This is a genomic window from Streptomyces olivaceoviridis, from assembly GCF_014650115.1.
GTDB classification, from domain to species: Bacteria; Actinomycetota; Actinomycetes; order Streptomycetales; family Streptomycetaceae; genus Streptomyces; species Streptomyces olivaceoviridis.
This window is the reverse complement of the sequence record NZ_BMUI01000002.1, coordinates 331,948-349,469: the sequence shown is the minus strand read 5'-3', so window position 1 is coordinate 349,469 and position 17,522 is coordinate 331,948. Positions and strand designations below refer to the sequence as shown.

The window sequence follows — 17,522 nt, the reverse complement described above, 5'->3', positions numbered from 1 at the left end:
CCTCACCTCGTGACGGACGCGGGGGCGTCGGTCGCTTCCAGGGCCCGGACCGTGCCGCCGGGCCGGGCGCCGGCCCCGGGCATGTCCACGGCCGGGTTGCCGCCCCACTGAGCGTTCGGGGGAACTTCCTCGCCTTTCATGAGGAAGGAGTCGGCTGCCAGCACCGAGCCGTCGCCCATGGTCACGCCGTAGTGCACATGGGCGCCGACGCCCAGCGTGCAGCCGACGCCGAGCGTGGTGCCGTCGGACTTGAACGTGCCGTCCTCCTGGGAGTGGCACTGGATCTTGCTCCCGGCGTTGAGGGTGCACTCGTCGCCGACGGTGGCCAGGGTGCGTTCGGTGATGTAGCAGCCGTCGTCGAACACCCGGCGGCCGATGCGCACTCCCAGCAGTCGCCAGACCAGGGCCTTGAAAGGAGTCCCGTTGAAGATGTTGAGGTAATGGCTCGGCATTTTCCACACGCGCTCGTGCCACCAGAAAACCGGGTGGTAGATGGAACACAATTGGGGGGTGAGCGCGCGGAACCTCAGCAGGCAGCGCTCCACGAGGATGTAATAGCCGGTGGAGAACGCGAGCGTGATGGCCAGATACAGGGCGATCACCACGTGCCCGACCACGCCGTACAGGTCCACGGAGATGAGCCCGAACAGGGTGAGCGCGAAGACGAGGAACCAGCGCATGCACAACATCAGGGCCATCGAGCGCAGGTTGTAGCGGTTCTTCGCGCTGAGCTGGCGGCGCAGTTCGTCGCCTTCCCGCAGATGGTCGAACCGGGCGTCCCGGTCCACCGAGCGGGGAATCTCGAAACACGGCGAACCGAGCAGTCCCACGCCTTCCCGTACCTCGCCGTCGAGAGGAATCATCACCTTGGTGGCGAGCAGGCAGTTCTCACCCGTCCTGCCCCCCACGGGATAGGCGATGTTGTTCCCCAGGAAACTGCGCGGCCCGATCTCCACCCGGGACACCCGGAAGGACGTGCTGGAATAGTCGGCGTTGATGACCGAGAGCCCGTCGGCCACCATCGTTCCGCTGCCGACCCTGACCATGAAAGGCGTCTCGTGCTGCATCTCGGTGCCGAAATTGGAACCGGTCTGCTCCACCCGTGACAGGTCGTAGCCGAGCCCGCGCAGATAATGCACGATGTACGAACTGTCACCGAAGAACCAGGCGAAGAACTTGATGTTCGTCATGCGCGCCGCCGTCCGGTGCAGGGTGTAGTGGAATCCGTAGAGCGGATACACCCGGTCGGGTTTGACGAACAGACCCAGCAGACGGGGAACGGTGTACAGGGCGACGAGGCCCAGGACGAGGAAGCCGGAGAACAGGGCCAGCGAGACGCCGAGCGCGTCCGGGATCAGTTCCGGCCGGGTCAGCACCGCCGTCTGCGGGTCGAGCCGCTTGCCGATCGCCGGGACCTCGGTGAACAGCATGTACACGCCGCCGAGGGTGAGCGGCAGGTACAGGAAGATCGTCTGCGCCAGCGTGACTCCACCGAACCAGAACCGGCGCGCGGTGCCGCACCTGGCCGACGGGACCCGCAGGTAGTCGACCTGGGTGGGCTCCGCCGGGGAGCCGTGCCAGTGCTCGCCGTCCGGCACCGCCTGGCCGCTGTGCAGCGCGGAGGAGTGGCCCAGTTGCGCGCCGTCGCCCAGCGAGGTGTCGATGTCCAGGACGGTCTTCTCGCCGACGTACACGTCCCGGCCCAGCGTGACCCGGCCGGTCTGGAGCCGCCCGGCGTGCGCCCGGTAGCAGAGGAAGAACGCGTCCTTGCGGATCACCGTCCCGGCGCCGACCGTCAGCAGGTCGGTGCAGACCGGGACGGAGCGGGAGAGGATCGTGACGCCCTTGCCGATCCGCGCGCCCAGCGCCCGCAGGTACAGCACGTACAGGGGGGTCCCGACGAAGAACACCATCGGATTCGCGTGCAGCAGCACCTTCACGAACCAGAAGCGCAGATACGCCGGCCCCCAGAGCGGGAACTCATCCGGTTTCCAGCGGCCGACGAGCAGCCATTTCGCGATGACCGGAAATATGCACAGGACGAGGAAACCTATGCTGCCGAAAAGCAGCGCCCGCACATAGATGCCGACGAATCCGGAACCGGCGGCGATCCACTCGTACCCCCGGGCGGTGACGAATCCCCAGACCAGGGAATACACCAGGAAGATCAGCAGCTGAGCCGTCCCGCACAGCAGATGGTGGGCGGGGTTCGTGCGCGTCACCGGAGCGGGGGACCGCGTGGGTTCCGGCGAGGGCGCGGCCGTGTCGGCGGGAGCGGTCTGTACGAGGGCCGCCGTCAGGCTCCGAATCGTGGGGTGCCGGTAGATGTCCCGCATGGACGGCGAGGGAAGATCCGGTATTTTCCGCAGCCGCGCGCAGAACTGGGCCATCACCAGGGAATTCGCACCAAGGTCGTTGAAGAAGTTACTTTCGGCCGGAACGTCGTCGCAGCCGGTGACCTCGGCCAGTGTTTCCGCGAGTTTCCGCTCGGTCCGCACCCTGTCGGACCCGATGTCGCTCAGGGTGACGGCAGGATCGTCGGGCCGGGATATGGGGACCTCGGAGGACTGCTCCACCATTACATCTCCTGAGGACGTATGGATCGCCAATGGCCGGCCGGATGGCTCCTGATCAGGAACCACCGGTTTCAGTTTGGCGAGGTGCACAGCAGGCTGCCACTTCGCACCGTTCCATTCCCTCCGCCCCGAAGCGCGGATGCGTCCGTATTCCTTGGTTTCCGTGCGGCGCGGCCCCCGTCACACCTCACCCGAACGGCGGCGCCCCGGCCGATCCAGCCACCCTCCGGAGCGCCGCCGAGGGCTGTCCCGCGGCGGTGACCCGCGTCACACGCGGCTCCTGTCAGAAAGAGGGACGCGGTCTCGTTCAAGGGGCACGCGAACGAGACAGGAGCAACGCCATGAAGCACCGCATCGTCGTACTCGGCGCCGGATATGCCGGGGCCCTCGCCGCCGGGAACCCGGCCCGCCGGCTTTCCCCCGCCGACACCGGGATCACCGTCGTCAACGCCGGGCCGGACTTCGTCGAGCGGATGCGGCTCCACCAGCTCGCGATCGGCCGGGACCTCACGTCCCGCAGGCTGTCCGACGTGTTCGCCGGCACCGGGGTACGGCTGCGTCTGGCGCGCGTCACCGGCGTCGACCCCGAGCGCGGGACCGTCGCCGTGACGGGCGAGGACGGCGACGGCGAGCTCGCGTAAGTGGGTGTCGGCCACCGGGCCCGCCTCGGGCGAGGAGCGGGTACTGGCCGCGTCCGTGCCCCTGTTCGCCGCAGCGTCCTCCCACTACGCGAGCGCGGGCGGCGCGCACGCCCCACGCCTGGTCATCCTCGACGAGGCGCTCGCCGGCGTCGACGACGACTCCCGCGCCGAGCGCCTCGGGCTGCTGCGCGCCTTCGACCTCGACGTCGTCATGACCAGCGAACGCGAATGGGCCTGCTACCCCCCGGTGCCGGGCATCCCCATCGCCCAGCTCGCGCGCGTCGACGACATCGAGGCCGGGGAACGTCCCGGGGACGCACCATGTGGAATCGCGCGGCGACCGGAAGCCTTCGGTCTCAGACGAAATCCTCGGAGAAGTCCCACAGGCGCCCCCTGCCAACGCCACCCCGGAAAGCCCCAGGGAACTCCCCTTGCTCACGGCCGACCACCCTTCAAGCTCTGGAACGGGCAAGGCCAAGGCCGAGACCTGGCACTCGCCCACATCGGCCATGCGGGCTGGAATCGCCCTCTTTTCAGGTGCTCCGCGATGAAAGGACCCTGACGTGAAGGGATGCGCACGGACGGTGTCGAGGGGGAGCCGCGATGTCCGGACCGCTCTATGTTCCCGTTCTGCCGACGAAGCCGCACGCGGCCGGGGCCTTCCGGCGCCTCTGGCCGGAAGTCAGGGCCGCGATCAGGCCGCTGTGGAACCTCCCTCCGTTGCCCGGGGTGGCCCCGGAGACGCTGGCCACGGTGGTCGGCACGTACGTCGATCCGGTGAGTGCCGTGAGCCGACACGGCGGATGGATCGACGCTCCCTTCGGCGAGGACGCCCAGACCGCCGCCCTCGCCGAAGCGCTGCTCGTCTATTGCGAGTTGGGACGGCTGCGGCCGGTCACCGGGCCGGAGAGGACCGAGGCGCAGCAGGCGGCGGCCGTGGAGACGGCCCGGCACTGCCCGCGCGGACTGGGTGTCCGGGTGCGGGTCACGGGGGAGTGGGACGGTCGCCTCGGGGAGGAGGTCCGGGGGCTGCTGGCCCGGACCGGCCCGGAGGTGCCGGTGGATCTGCTGCTCGACATGGGCGCGGTCCTCGACGACCGGCCCGGCGCGGGCAAGGAGGCGCTGCGAGCGCTCGACGCGCTGGTGCCCTTGGCGGAATGGCGGACCACCACTCTGCTCGGGGGAGGCTTCCCCCGGGCCACCGCGGACATGCTGGTGGAAGGGGCGTACGAGGAGTCGCGGGCGGAGTGGCGCATGTGGCACGAGGTGCGTGCCACGGGCAGGGCCTATGCTCCGCCGCTCGGTTACGGCGACTACGGGGTGCAGCCTCCGAGTGCCCTTGCGCAGGCCCCGGCACCCGGGAGGAAGGGCGGCCCGCCCTGGGGTGTGCTCCGCTACACCACCGGCAGCTCGTACGTCCTCGTCAGGACGATGACCCGGGGGCGCGACCGGATCGCCGTCAACCGCGCTGCGGCCCGCCTGATCACCGAACTGCCCGAGTTCCGGGGAGCGCGGGCCGGACAGGGCGAGGAATGGCTGAGCGACTGTGCGAACGGCCCGCTCTCGGACAGCGCGGGTACGGGCGGGCCCACGGAGTGGCTGCGGGCGGGCAACCTCCAGCACATGACATACGTCGTACGAAGCCTGCCCGGCGGCTGAGCGGGACGCCCGAGCCCGGCCGTCCCGCCCACGGTTCAGCCGAACAGCGGCGCCAGTGCGGTCTCGCCCGCCAGGATCCGCCAAGCGGGCACCCGCACCGTCCGGCTCACCGGGCCGGGCTTGGCCCCGTGGCCCCCGGAGGGCAGCCCGGTGAGCAGGTCGCCCCGCGCGTGGGTGAGCCGAAGGTGCCGCGCGGGATCTTCGCCGGGCCTCGGGCCCGGGTCGATCAGCACCGCCGTGTTCTCGCCGGCGTCGGTGAACAGCAGGTCCACCAGGTGTCCGCCGACCAGCACGGCCCGCTCCAGGTCGGTGATGCCGTGTCCGGCGAGGTAACGCTGCAGGCGGTCCGCGAGGTCTTCGCGGGCCTCGGTCACCGGGCCGGGCGTGCCGGCCTCGGCCCTCGTGCCGTCGTCGCCCGCCCCCAGCGGTGCCGAGCGTGCGGCGAGGACCGCCGGCAGGCCGCTCTGCTCCTGCCAGAAGGCGTGTCCGCCCACGGTGACCAGTTGCGACCTGGCCCGGGTGACCGCCACGTTCCACAGGTTGACCTGGCTCGCGACCCAGTGCGTGGTCCGGGGCGGAGTGTTGGGCGCCGCCACGGGGCTGAGCACCATCACGTCACGCTGTCCGCCCTGGAACGTGTGGACGGTGCCGACCCGGACCCGGTCGTCGTCCCGCCACATCCGGGCCAGTGTCTCCTTCTGCGCCCGGAACGGCGTGACCACCCCCACCGTCGCGTCCGGCGGGAGTCCCGCCAGCAGTCCGTCGACCACGTGCCGCACGGTCTCCGCCTCCGCCGCGTTCCGCCAGGACCGCCCGTCGCCGCCGCGCGCCGATGCCCCGGACGGTACGTCGACCCAGCCGAGCACCGGCGCGGGGTCGGCCGCTCCCACCGGGTCGTGCGCCGGTACCTGCCGCCGCACGTCGGTCAGCACCCGCAATCGGCCGCCGTAGCAGTGGCCGTTGACGACGTCCGCGATCCGCGGGTGGCAGCGGTAGTGCTCGTCGAGGAGCAGCGCGCCGTCGCCGTGCTGTTCGGCGGCGTGGTACGAGGAGTACACGTGGTAGGCGAGGCGCTGGTGCTCCAGCTGCGCGGCGCTCAGCCCGGCTCGCGTCCGTGCCTGCCGCTCCTGCTGGGGTGACACTCCGGGGATGTGCCCGAGCTGCATGGGGTCACCGATGATCAGTGCCCGGCGGGCCCGGAACAGCAGCGGCAGCACCGACGGGATGGAGCACTGGCTGGCCTCGTCGATGACGACGAGGTCGAACAGCTTCGGGGCGAGTTCGAGCTGCCGCACCGAGTGGGTGCTGACGGCCCATCCCTTGATGTGCGTCATCAGGTTCTTCTGGCTGCGCTGGTAGCCGGAGCGGCGGCGCAGGGCCTGCAGCCGCTGGTTCATGAGCCCGGTGGCCCGGTCGAGGGCCTCGGCGGACAAGGCGCGGGACAGTTCCGCCGCCAGGCCGGACAGTCCCTCCGCCGTCGCCAGCCGGGACGCCTTGAGGTCTTCCTCGTCCCAGTCCTTCTGCCCGCGGACGAGTTCGCGCACCTCCCGCTCCACGGTCACGATCCCGGCCAGGGACTCCAGCAACTCGGGCGGCACCGGTCGTCCCGTCGTCCACTGGGGCCACGCCGCTCCGACCTCCTCGGGCTGCTCCGCCCCCGCCGAGACCAGTGCGGCGAGCGCGCGCCCACGCCGCCATGCCCCCAGCTGCCACCAGCGGGCCCCGGCTGTCTTCCGTGCCCGGTCCGCCCACCGGCCCAGCGCTGCCGGGCCGTCCGCGTCCGTCGCCCAGGCTCCTTCGAGGAGGGGCAGGGCCAGCTTCAGTCCGGCCGCCCGCTCCTCCCGGTCGCGGAGCAGTTCCAGCAGCCGCGTCTCCTCACCGACACGGTGTGCCGCCTGTGCCCGCAGCCGGTCCGCCGTACCCCGCGTGTTGCGCAACTCGCCGCCGATGGTGGCCGATCCGCGTCGCGGCGCCGCGACCGGTGCGGCGAGCAGCCGTTGAAGTTTGGCCGCCTCCCGCTCCAGCGCCTCCGCATTGCCCGTCCGCATCAGCAGGCCGGGCGCGATGTCGTCGCAGCGCTCGGCGACGACGTTCACGGCCTCGTTGTTCGTGGAGGCGACCAGCACCGACTGTCCCGCGGCGACGCAGGTGGTGACGACCGCCGTGACGACCTCGCTCTTACCCGTGCCGGGCGGCCCCGTCGCCACCGTCAGCGGCTGGGTCATCGCCGAGGAGATCACCTGTTCCTGGCTCTCGTTGCACGGTCCCGGAGCGACGGGAGTCACCACGTTCGCCGAGGCCGCCGTCGTGGCCGGCGCCTGCCGGGCTCCGCCGACGAGCAGCGCGTCCAGGGCGGTGCCCGGGATCTGCGCGGTCCGGGTGGAGATCTGCAGCAGGTTGTCCACCAGCGCCTGGGTGGCCATGGCCTCCGCACCCGAGGGCACCAGCAGCACGGCCGCGTTGTGCGCGCCGGGCCGCAGTGCCTGCATGACCGTGCGGTCGCTGAGCGCGGACGGGTCCAGCGGTTCGAGTTCCGGCAGGTCCAGCACGTCCAGCAGCTCCCGCACGGCGCGGAGCATCTGGGCGTCGTTGCCTTCCTGCCAGGCCGGCTGCCAGCGGGCGACCAGGTCGGCGGCGTCGCCCGCGTCGAGGAGTTCGGAGACGACGCCGCTGTGCAGGGACGGCACGCCGTTGGGCCGGAGCACGTCCCGGCCGTTCTCGTCCGGCGCCAGTTCCATCTGCTGGATGAGCAGCGGCGCCAGCTCGACCGTCGCGCGCCGTCCCCGGCCGCCGTCCCGCGCGGGAAGTGTGATCGCCGGATACCCGTACCAGTACTCCTGCCGCGTCCCCGTCTCGCTGCCCGAGCCGGACCGCCCGTCCTGGGGCCTGGGCAGTGCTGCGGGCGCGACGATGTGCGGTCCGCGGCCCGACTGGATGGTCTCCTCGCCCTGGGCGAGCAGGAAGTACTTCGTGTTCCTGCCGGAGTCCCGGTCGGGCCGCATTCCGGCCGCCGCCTGCGCGGTGAGGCAGTCCGCGTAGTACCGCAGCAGCCGCTGCGGGTCGACACCGTCCCGCTCGTCCGCCTCGGCCAGCGCCCGGGCCTTCAGCAGCGCGGGGGAGCGCCGGGCGGCTTCGGTGGCGTCGTGGGGCAGCGCGGGAAGGTGTACGGGCCGTGCCACCGACCGGGCGAAGGGGAGGCTGCGGGTGGCCCTGATCGTGGACTTGGTGGGCCGCTGCTCCTCCGGGACGCCGTCGCGGGTCATCTGGGCGGTCAGGTAGTCGAAGAGGTCGTCCGGGGTGATCCAGCCGCCGTCCTTGATCCGGCCGTTGCGCAGCCCCTCGACGATCTCCCCGGTGAACCGGGAGGTGCCCAGACTCGACCCCGGCGGCGCCATCGCGGAGGCCGCCTGGAGGGCGTCGGAGGCGGTGATGAAGTACACGCCGGTCGGCTTCAGCAGGGTGCTCGCCGTGGGCCGGTCCGGTTCCCCCGACGGCCCCTTGGCGGTCCAGCCCTGGACGACGGAACCGCTGGAGCAGCAGTCCAGCAGGACCAGTTTGGAGGCGGCCCGGCAGGACTGGAGCATCCGCTCCAGGAACTCCGCCGGCACGGCCGTGCCCGGCAGGTCGGCGGGATCGGTGTCCCGGGTGAGGAAGTACAGCTGGCCGTCCTGCTCGCAGTACTCCCCGTGCCCGCTGAAGTAGAGCAGCGCGGTCTCACTGGGCTGCCGTGCCTCCAGGAACGTCTCGACGGCGTGCAGCATCTCCGCGCGCGTCGGCTCGGCGGCCACGGCGCACTCGTTGTACATCCCGATCTCGGTGTTCTCCAGCACCGCCCGCATGTAGTGCAGGTCGGCCCGTACGGCCGAGAGGTTCTGGTACGCCTCGCTGTCGTACGTGGAGACACCGACGAGCAACGCGTGGCGGTCGTTGTCGGTCATCGGCGCTCAGCCCGCCGTCGTGCCGTCGCCGCCGTCGTCCGCGAGGAACCGCTCGATCAGCGTGTCGTCCTCGCGGGCCTCCTTGCCGGTGATGTGCAGGACCGCCCCGTCGGGCCGCTTGACCACGATGGTGCGCTGCGGGATCCGCGCCAGCCACACCTGCACGAGGGCGGCGACGAACGACCCGGCGTTCAGCAGCAGCCCGACGGTCTCGGTGGACGGGCCGCCCTTGTCGAAGGATCCCGCCAGGCTTCCGGGCGCGGGCAGGTCCAGCCTGGCGGTGGAATCCGCCTCGGCGAGCGCGGCGAGCAGTTCGCGTGCGTCCTTGCGGGCGCGCAGCGGGTCCTCGTCGACGACGGAGATCTGGTATCCGGTGTGGTTGTCGTGCATGGCGTTCTCGTGCTCCCCGTGGGTTCAGCCGCTCCTTGCCGGGCGAACGACACTAGCGCCCGCCACTGACAGCGACGGGCCAATGCGCCTGGCCTGCAAGGCCGTTGGCGTGAACCTGGTGGCCCATGGCCGAGTCCCGCGCGTCTGACGCGAGGTCGAGTTCCGCCCAGACCGTCGTGCCCGGCGCGCCCTCGCGCGGGGCGACCGTCCACCGCGTCGCCGGCGGGGAGGAGGTGAAGGCCATCGCGAACTCGTGGCGGGGGCGGACGGTTTCGGCCCCGGCGCCGGGGACGTGCACCTGTGGGGTGGAGATCGGGCTGTTCATGTGGCTCACGGTGCCGGTGTCGATGCGGTCCTGGCGTGACCGGATACGGCGCGCACGCGGAGGGTCGCTGTAACACCTGAGCAAAGTCCCGGAGGCGCCGCCACGCCCCCTCTTTCCCTGCGTTCGCGCAGCTCAGAAGGGGTGTGACGGCGTCTTTCCTGAAGGATTTCAGATGTCCCGGAAGATCTCGATCTGCGCCCCGACCGAGTTCAGGCGCTCGGCCAGGTCCTCGTAGCCGCGGTTGATGACGTACACGTTGCGCAGCACCGACGTGCCCTCGGCCGCCATCATCGCCAGCAGTACGACCACCGCGGGGCGCAGGGCCGGCGGGCACATCATCTCGGCGGCGCGCCAGCGGGTCGGGCCCTCGACGAGCACCCGGTGCGGGTCCAGCAGCTGGAGCCGTCCGCCGAGGCGGTTGAGGTCGGTCAGGTAGATCGCCCGGTTGTCGTACACCCAGTCGTGGATGAGGGTCTTACCCTGCGCCGACGCGGCGATGGCCGCGAAGAACGGGACGTTGTCGATGTTCAGGCCGGGGAACGGCATCGGGTGGATCTTGTCGATCGGCGCCTCCAGCTTGGAGGGGCGGACCGTGAGGTCGACCAGGCGGGTGCGGCCGTTGTCCGCGGAGTACTCCGGCGACCGGTCGTGGTCGAGGCCCATCTCCTCCAGGACCGCCAGCTCGATCTCCAGGAACTCGATGGGCACCCGGCGCACCGTCAGCTCCGACTCGGTGACCACGGCGGCGGCCAGCAGGCTCATCGCCTCGACCGGGTCCTCGGAGGGGGAGTAGTCGACGTCCACGTCGATGTTCGGCACACCGTGCACGGTGAGCGTGGTGGTGCCGATGCCCTCCACCTTGACGCCCAGCGCCTCCAGGAAGAAGCACAGGTCCTGGACCATGTAGTTGGAGGAGGCGTTGCGGATGACCGTGACGCCGTCGTGCCGGGCGGCGGCCAGCAGCGCGTTCTCGGTCACGGTGTCGCCGCGCTCGGTCAGCACGATCGGCCGGGCGGGACGGACGGAGCGGTCCACCCGGGCGTGGTACTGGCCCTCGGTGGCCGCGATGTCCAGGCCGAACCGGCGCAGCGCGATCATGTGCGGCTCGATGGTCCGCGTACCCAGGTCGCAGCCGCCGGCGTACGGCAGCTTGAAGCCGTCCATGCGGTGCAGCAGCGGGCCCAGGAACATGATGATCGAGCGGGTGCGGACGGCGGCCTCCGCGTCGATCGCGTCCATCTCCAGCTCGGCGGGCGGGACGAGTTCGAGGTCGACGCCGTCGTTGATCCAGCGGGTGCGCACGCCGATGGAGTTGAGCACCTCCAGCAGGCGGTACACCTCCTCGATCCGGGCCACCCGGCGCAGCACCGTGCGCCCCTTGTTCAGCAGCGAGGCGCACAGCAGCGCCACGCACGCGTTCTTGCTGGTCTTGACGTCGATGGCGCCGGACAGACGGCGACCGCCGACCACGCGCAGATGCATCGGACCCGCGTAGCCCAGCGACACGATCTCGCTGTCCAGGGCTTCACCGATTCGGGCGATCATCTCAAGGCTGATGTTCTGGTTGCCGCGCTCGATGCGGTTGACGGCGCTCTGGCTGGTTCCGAGCGCCTCCGCGAGCTGCGTCTGTGTCCAGCCCCGGTGTTGCCGGGCGTCACGGATGAGCTTGCCGATGCGTACGAGGTAGTCGTCTGACATGAGGTTGAGGCTATCTCAGATATGAGATGACGCCCGTCAGGGGGTCCATTCGGGTGACACCGGTGACGGGCTGTCAGGACCGGTGGGCCGAACGCATGCTGTGTACCCGTAAAGATCGTGACAAATCCATCGATGTCGCCCGGATGTGGGTTCGGCGTGAGCCATGCGCGGCGGGTGTGCGCCTCGGTCGACGGGGACTCGCCGGCCGGGAGCGGCCGCGACCGTGCTGCGGCGGGTGACGTAGCGGCGCCCCGGGGTCGGGTCGGGCATGACCGGGCCGCGCCCATGTACTAGAGTTATCTCGACATCGAGATATCTGCCGAGGCGCACCGTAGCCGCCACTCCGGTAAGGCATGCCTAACTTAGCCTGACCTTACTGGTTCGGCCAAGTCGGCGTGGCGGCACGATTGACGGTGGTACGCGCACATCAATGAAGGAGACTGTCGTGTCGGCGAACAGCTTCGACGCCCGCAGCACGCTGCAGGTGGGCGACGAGTCGTACGAGATCTTCCGGCTGGACAAGGTGGAGGGCTCGGCCCGCCTTCCGTACAGCCTCAAGGTCCTGCTGGAGAACCTGCTCCGCACGGAGGACGGCGCGAACATCACCGCCGACCACATCCGCGCCCTCGGCACCTGGGACTCCCAGGCCCAGCCCTCCCAGGAGATCCAGTTCACGCCGGCCCGCGTGATCATGCAGGACTTCACCGGCGTGCCCTGTGTCGTGGACCTCGCCACGATGCGTGAGGCCGTGAAGGAGCTGGGCGGCGACCCGGCCAAGATCAACCCGCTGGCGCCGGCCGAGCTGGTCATCGACCACTCCGTCATCGCCGACAAGTTCGGCACGAACGACGCCTTCAAGCAGAACGTCGAGCTGGAGTACGGCCGCAACAAGGAGCGCTACCAGTTCCTGCGCTGGGGCCAGACCGCCTTCGACGAGTTCAAGGTCGTCCCGCCGGGCACCGGCATCGTCCACCAGGTGAACATCGAGCACCTGGCCCGTGTCGTGATGGTCCGCGACGGCAAGGCCTACCCGGACACCCTGGTCGGCACCGACTCGCACACCACCATGGTCAACGGCCTCGGCGTCCTCGGCTGGGGCGTCGGCGGCATCGAGGCCGAGGCCGCCATGCTCGGCCAGCCGGTCTCCATGCTGATCCCGCGCGTCGTCGGCTTCAAGCTCACCGGTGAGCTCCAGCCCGGCACCACCGCCACCGACCTCGTGCTCACCATCACCGAGATGCTGCGCAAGCACGGCGTCGTCGGCAAGTTCGTCGAGTTCTACGGCGAGGGCGTCGCCGCCACCTCGCTCGCCAACCGCGCCACCATCGGCAACATGTCGCCGGAGTTCGGCTCCACCGCCGCGATCTTCCCGATCGACGACGAGACCCTGAACTACCTGCGCCTGACCGGCCGCTCCGCCCAGCAGGTCGCCCTGGTGGAGGCCTACGCCAAGGAGCAGGGCCTCTGGCTGGACCCGGCCGCCGAGCCCGACTTCTCCGAGAAGCTGGAGCTGGACCTCTCCACCGTCGTCCCGTCCATCGCCGGCCCGAAGCGCCCGCAGGACCGCATCGTCCTCGCGAACGCCGCCGAGCAGTTCAAGCAGGACGTCCGCAACTACGTGGACAGCGTGGACGAGGCGGGCCAGGAGTCCTTCCCGGCCTCCGACGCCCCGGCCGTCGCCCCGAACGGCGCGCCGAGCAACCCGGTCCCGGTGACCGCCCCCGACGGCACCACCTACGAGCTGGACCACGGTGCGGTGACGGTCGCGGCCATCACCTCCTGCACCAACACCTCCAACCCGTACGTCATGATCGGCGCCGCCCTGGTCGCCAAGAAGGCGGTCGAGAAGGGCCTCACCCGCAAGCCGTGGGTCAAGTCCACCCTCGCCCCGGGTTCGAAGGTCGTCACCGACTACTTCGAGAAGGCCGGCCTCACGCCGTACCTGGACAAGCTGGGCTTCAACCTCGTCGGCTACGGCTGCACCACCTGCATCGGCAACTCCGGCCCGCTGCCGGAGGAGGTCTCCAAGGCCGTCAACGACCACGACCTCGCGGTCACCTCGGTCCTCTCCGGCAACCGGAACTTCGAGGGCCGCATCAACCCCGACGTCAAGATGAACTACCTGGCGTCCCCGCCGCTGGTCGTCGCGTACGCCATCGCGGGCTCCATGAAGGTGGACATCACCCGGGACGCCCTCGGCACCGACCAGGACGGCAACCCGGTCTACCTGAAGGACATCTGGCCGACCGAGGCCGAGGTCAACGACGTCGTCGCCAACGCCATCGGCGAGGACATGTTCGCCAAGTCCTACGCGGACGTCTTCGCCGGCGACGCCCAGTGGCAGTCGCTGCCGGTCCCCACGGGCAACACCTTCGAGTGGGACCCGCAGTCCACCTACGTCCGCAAGCCCCCGTACTTCGAGGGCATGGGCATGGAGCCGGCCCCGGTCGAGGACATCTCCGGCGCCCGCGTCCTCGCCAAGCTGGGCGACTCGGTCACCACCGACCACATCTCCCCGGCCGGTGCCATCAAGGCCGACACCCCGGCCGGCAAGTACCTCACGGAGCACGGCGTCGAGCGCCGCGACTTCAACAGCTACGGCTCCCGCCGCGGCAACCACGAGGTCATGATCCGCGGTACGTTCGCCAACATCCGCCTGCGCAACCAGATCGCGCCGGGCACCGAGGGCGGCTACACCCGCGACTTCACGCAGGACGGCGCCCCGGTCTCCTTCATCTACGACGCCTCGCAGAACTACCAGGCCGCCGGCATCCCGCTGGTCGTCCTGGCCGGCAAGGAGTACGGCTCCGGCTCGTCCCGCGACTGGGCGGCCAAGGGCACCGCGCTGCTCGGCGTCAAGGCCGTCATCGCCGAGTCCTACGAGCGCATCCACCGCTCCAACCTCATCGGCATGGGCGTGCTCCCGCTCCAGTTCCCGGAGGGCGCCTCGGCCCAGTCCCTCGGCCTGACCGGTGAGGAGACCTTCTCGTTCTCCGGCGTCACCGAGCTGAACGAGGGCCGTACGCCGCGCACGGTCAAGGTCACCACCGACACCGGTGTCGAGTTCGACGCGGTCGTCCGCATCGACACCCCCGGTGAGGCCGACTACTACCGCAACGGCGGCATCATGCAGTACGTGCTGCGCAGCCTGATCCGCAAGTAAGCGGTAACGGCCCCGGCCGTTCAGGGCCGTATCCCCGGCACCGGGGGTACGGCCCTTCGCCGTACCCGTGGCCGTCCCCGTGGCCGTACCGGCGCGCCGGCCGGGGCGCCTCCCGCGCCCGTGCGGGCATCGTCGAGGGGCAGGGCTCGGGCTGAACCGTCAGCCCCCGAGATCCCCGAGGTCCCCGAGATCCCCGAGATCCTCCAGGTCCGTGAAGTCCCCGATCAGCCGCGTGAGGTCCGGAGCCGTCAGCTCCGCCCAGATGACCTTGCCCTGGGGCGTGTAGCGGGTGCCCCAGCGCTCGGCCAGCTGGGAGACCAGGAACAGACCCCGGCCGCCCTCGTCGGTCGTCGCCGCGTACCGCAGATGCGGTGAGGTGCTGCTGCCGTCGGCCACCTCGCAGATCAGCGTGCGGTCATGGATGAGCCGCACATGGATCGGGTCGGAGCCGTACCGGATGGCGTTGGTGATCAGCTCGCTCAGCACCAGCTCCGTCCCGAAGTCCAGCTCGGACAGACCCCACTCGGCCAGCTTGGCCGAGACCGCCCCGCGCATCGCCGACACGGCGGCCGGGTCGCGCGGCACGTCCCAGTCGGCGACCCGGTCGGCCGGCAGGGCCCGGGTGCGCGCGACGAGCAGGGCGACGTCGTCACCGGGACGCTCGGGCAGCAGGCGCTCCAGCACCGCCTGGCAGCTCTCCTCCGGCGACCGGCCGGGGTGACCCGCCAGCGCCCGGCGCAGCAGCTCCATGCCCTCGTCCAGGTCGCGCCTGCGGTCCTCGATCAGACCGTCGGTGTACAGGACGAGCTGGCTGCCCTCGGGCAGCTCCAGCTCGGCCGTCTGGAACGGCAGACCGCCCAGGCCCAGCGGGGGCCCGGCCGGCACATCGGGGTAGGTGACACTGCCGTCGGGACGGACCAGCGCGGGCGCGAGATGTCCGGCCCGGGCCATCACACAGCGGCGCGTCACCGGGTCGTAGATCGCGTACAGGCAGGTGGCGCCGACGATCTCGCCGGACTTCTCCGGGCAGGGCTCGTCCTGGTCGAGGCGGCCGACCAGGTCGTCCACGTGCTGGAGCAGCTCGTCGGGCGGCAGGTCGAGCGTCGAGAAGTTGTGCACCGCCGTCCGCAGCCGGCCCATCGTCGCGGCGGCGTGCAGACCGTGCCCCACCACGTCACCGACGGCCAGCGCCACGCGGCTGCCCGACAGCGGGATCACGTCGAACCAGTCCCCGCTCACCCCGGACTGCGCCGGCAGATAGCGGTAGCCGACGTCGAGGGCGCTCTGCTCGGGCAGGGCCCGGGGCAGCAGACTGCGCTGGAGGGTGACCGCGAGGGCGTGCTCGCGGGTGTACCGGCGGGCGTTGTCGATGCTGACCGCGGCCCGGGCCACCAGCTCCTCCGCCAAGGTCAGCTCCTCCGCGTCGAAGGGCTCCCGCTTGGACCGCCAGAAGGTGGCCATGCCCAGGACGACACCGCGCGCCCGGATGGGAGCGGCGATGAGCGAATGGATGCCGTAGTCCAGGATCTGCCGGCTCCGCTCGGGGTCCTGCGCCCTCCAGCCCTCGGCCCTGGTCAGGTCGGTCACCAGCTCGGAGCGTCCGGCGCCGTAGCCGCGCGCCTGCGGGGTGGAGGGCAGGAAGTCGATCAGCCGGCCCAGCTCGTAGAGGGGGTGGTCGTCCTGGATGCCGCTCACGGCGACGCGGCGGATGTCGTGCGCCGTCGGCGCCGGTTCCTCGCCGTGCAGGACGGCGTCGGCCAGGTCGACGGTGACGAAGTCGGCGAACCGGGGGACGGCGACCCGCGCCAGTTCGTCGGCCGTGCGGACCACGTCCAGGGTGCTGCCGATGCACAGCCCCGCGTCGTACAGCAGCTCCAGCCGCTCGCGGGCGGCCTCGGCCCGGCCGGACACCGCCTGGAGCTCGGTGGAGTCGCGGAGCGTCACGACGGTGCCCCGGGGGCCGCCCGCGTACTGCGTGGGCCGCTGGTTGACCGCCAGCAGACGCCCCTTGGCGAAGTGCACCTCGTCGCTGGCCTCGCGCCCGGAGGCGAGCAGCTCCACCGTCGCCGGGTCGAGTTCCGGCAGCTCCCGCACCGTGCGGCCCTCGGCGTCGGAGGGCAGTTCCAGCAGGCGCCGGGCCTCGTCGTTGGCGAGCAGCAGCCGGCCGTCGGCACCGATGATGAGGACGCCCTCGCGCACCGAGTGCAGGACCGCGTCGTGGTGCTCGTACATGCGGGTCATCTCGTCCGGGCCCAGGCCGCGGGTCTGCCGCCGCAGCCTGCGGCCGACCAGGGCCGTGCCGCCGGTCGACACCACGAGCGCGCCGCCCCCGGCGGCGAGGATGATCGGCAGCTGCCGGTGCAGCTCGCCGGTGACGTGCTTGACCTTCAGTCCGGCGGAGACGAGGGCGACCACCTTGCCGTGGGTGTCGTCCACGGGCACGGTGGCCTGGACCTCGTGGCCCAGCGGGCCCTGGACGCTCTCGGTGTAGACCTTCCCGGCCAGCGACGGCCCTATGGTGCCGACGAACCGCCCGCCGATCCGGCTGGGTATGGGGTGGGTGTAGCGGTTGCCGTGGGTGTCCATGACGACGATGAAGTCCACCCCGGCCGATCTGCGTCCCGCCTCGGTCAGCGGCTGGAGGACATGGGACGGGTCGGGGCCCTTCAGGGAGCGCAGCAGGCCCGGGGCGTGGGCGAAGGTCTGCGCGACGGCTATGGACCGACGCCTTGCCTCCGTGTCGGTGTCCCGTTTCGACTGGAGCACGAGGGCGACGACGGCGCAGAGCACGAGCAGCATCACCAGCGCCACCTGGAGCAGGAAGACCTGTCCGGCGACGCTGCGGGGGCTCTTGCCGATCACAGTGCGCCACGAGAAGCGCCTGAATCGGACTGATGCGTCCGACATGCGGCATTTGTAGCACCGCGTTCCGCCGGGTGGCTATGGTCCGTCCACGAGATGGACACGGGTTTCCGGCCCGGCGGCGGCCGTGCCGGGGCCGGGGCGGCGGATGAGGCGGGTCTGGGGTGGTCCGTGAGCCGGGCCGGTCTCGTGGGCTGGCGGCCACGGTGGCACCACGGTCACTGGCCGGACGGGTCGGCGCGGGCGGCATGTGGCGTTCAGCGTCCCGTC

General features: G+C 71.0%; 9 protein-coding genes and 1 pseudogene. 4 read left to right on the top strand and 6 right to left on the bottom strand.

What is annotated here, in order from left to right:
- Positions 1 to 2: 2 nt before the first annotated feature.
- Positions 3 to 2,579 carry a Pls/PosA family non-ribosomal peptide synthetase gene (locus IE273_RS05385; protein WP_189813975.1) on the bottom strand — a complete coding sequence of 859 codons (2,577 nt, stop codon included), beginning with the start codon at positions 2,577 to 2,579 and terminating at the stop codon, positions 3 to 5.
- A 338-nt stretch (positions 2,580 to 2,917) separates the two neighbouring features.
- Between IE273_RS05385 and IE273_RS05380 the strand changes: the two are divergent.
- From IE273_RS05380 to IE273_RS05370, 3 genes and pseudogenes are all read left to right on the top strand, one after another.
- Positions 2,918 to 3,214 (top strand): annotated as a pseudogene (locus tag IE273_RS05380) (oxidoreductase); the annotation flags it as partial.
- Positions 3,215 to 3,221: 7 nt separating this feature from the next.
- Complete coding sequence (locus tag IE273_RS43335) at positions 3,222 to 3,779, top strand: SbcC/MukB-like Walker B domain-containing protein (protein ID WP_229887091.1); 558 nt, start codon at positions 3,222 to 3,224, stop codon at positions 3,777 to 3,779.
- Positions 3,780 to 3,820: 41 nt separating this feature from the next.
- Positions 3,821 to 4,876 (top strand): beta family protein, encoded by a 1,056-nt coding sequence (locus tag IE273_RS05370; RefSeq protein WP_189813974.1) that lies wholly within the window; start codon positions 3,821 to 3,823, stop codon positions 4,874 to 4,876.
- A gap of 35 nt (positions 4,877 to 4,911) precedes the next feature.
- Here the strand turns inward: IE273_RS05370 and IE273_RS05365 are convergent, their stop codons facing one another.
- The 4 genes from IE273_RS05365 to IE273_RS05350 form a co-directional block, all read right to left on the bottom strand.
- On the bottom strand, positions 4,912 to 8,814 hold the full coding sequence (locus IE273_RS05365) for a caspase, EACC1-associated type (RefSeq protein ID WP_189813973.1): 3,903 nt from the start codon (positions 8,812 to 8,814) through the stop codon (positions 4,912 to 4,914).
- A 6-nt stretch (positions 8,815 to 8,820) separates the two neighbouring features.
- Positions 8,821 to 9,204: an effector-associated constant component EACC1 gene (locus IE273_RS05360; protein WP_189813972.1), complete on the bottom strand. Its 384-nt coding sequence runs from the start codon at positions 9,202 to 9,204 to the stop codon at positions 8,821 to 8,823.
- A 52-nt stretch (positions 9,205 to 9,256) separates the two neighbouring features.
- Positions 9,257 to 9,529 carry a hypothetical protein gene (locus IE273_RS05355; protein ID WP_189813971.1) on the bottom strand — a complete coding sequence of 91 codons (273 nt, stop codon included), beginning with the start codon at positions 9,527 to 9,529 and terminating at the stop codon, positions 9,257 to 9,259.
- A 168-nt stretch (positions 9,530 to 9,697) separates the two neighbouring features.
- Positions 9,698 to 11,227, bottom strand: a complete 1,530-nt coding sequence (locus tag IE273_RS05350) for a helix-turn-helix domain-containing protein (protein ID WP_189813970.1) — start codon at positions 11,225 to 11,227, stop codon at positions 9,698 to 9,700.
- A gap of 445 nt (positions 11,228 to 11,672) precedes the next feature.
- Between IE273_RS05350 and acnA the strand changes: the two genes are divergently transcribed.
- On the top strand, positions 11,673 to 14,390 hold the full coding sequence (gene acnA, locus IE273_RS05345) for an aconitate hydratase AcnA (protein ID WP_189813969.1): 2,718 nt from the start codon (positions 11,673 to 11,675) through the stop codon (positions 14,388 to 14,390).
- 159 nt (positions 14,391 to 14,549) lie between these two features.
- Here the strand turns inward: acnA and IE273_RS05340 are convergent, their stop codons facing one another.
- Positions 14,550 to 17,297 carry a SpoIIE family protein phosphatase gene (locus IE273_RS05340; protein WP_229887089.1) on the bottom strand — a complete coding sequence of 916 codons (2,748 nt, stop codon included), beginning with the start codon at positions 17,295 to 17,297 and terminating at the stop codon, positions 14,550 to 14,552.
- Positions 17,298 to 17,522: the final 225 nt, after the last annotated feature.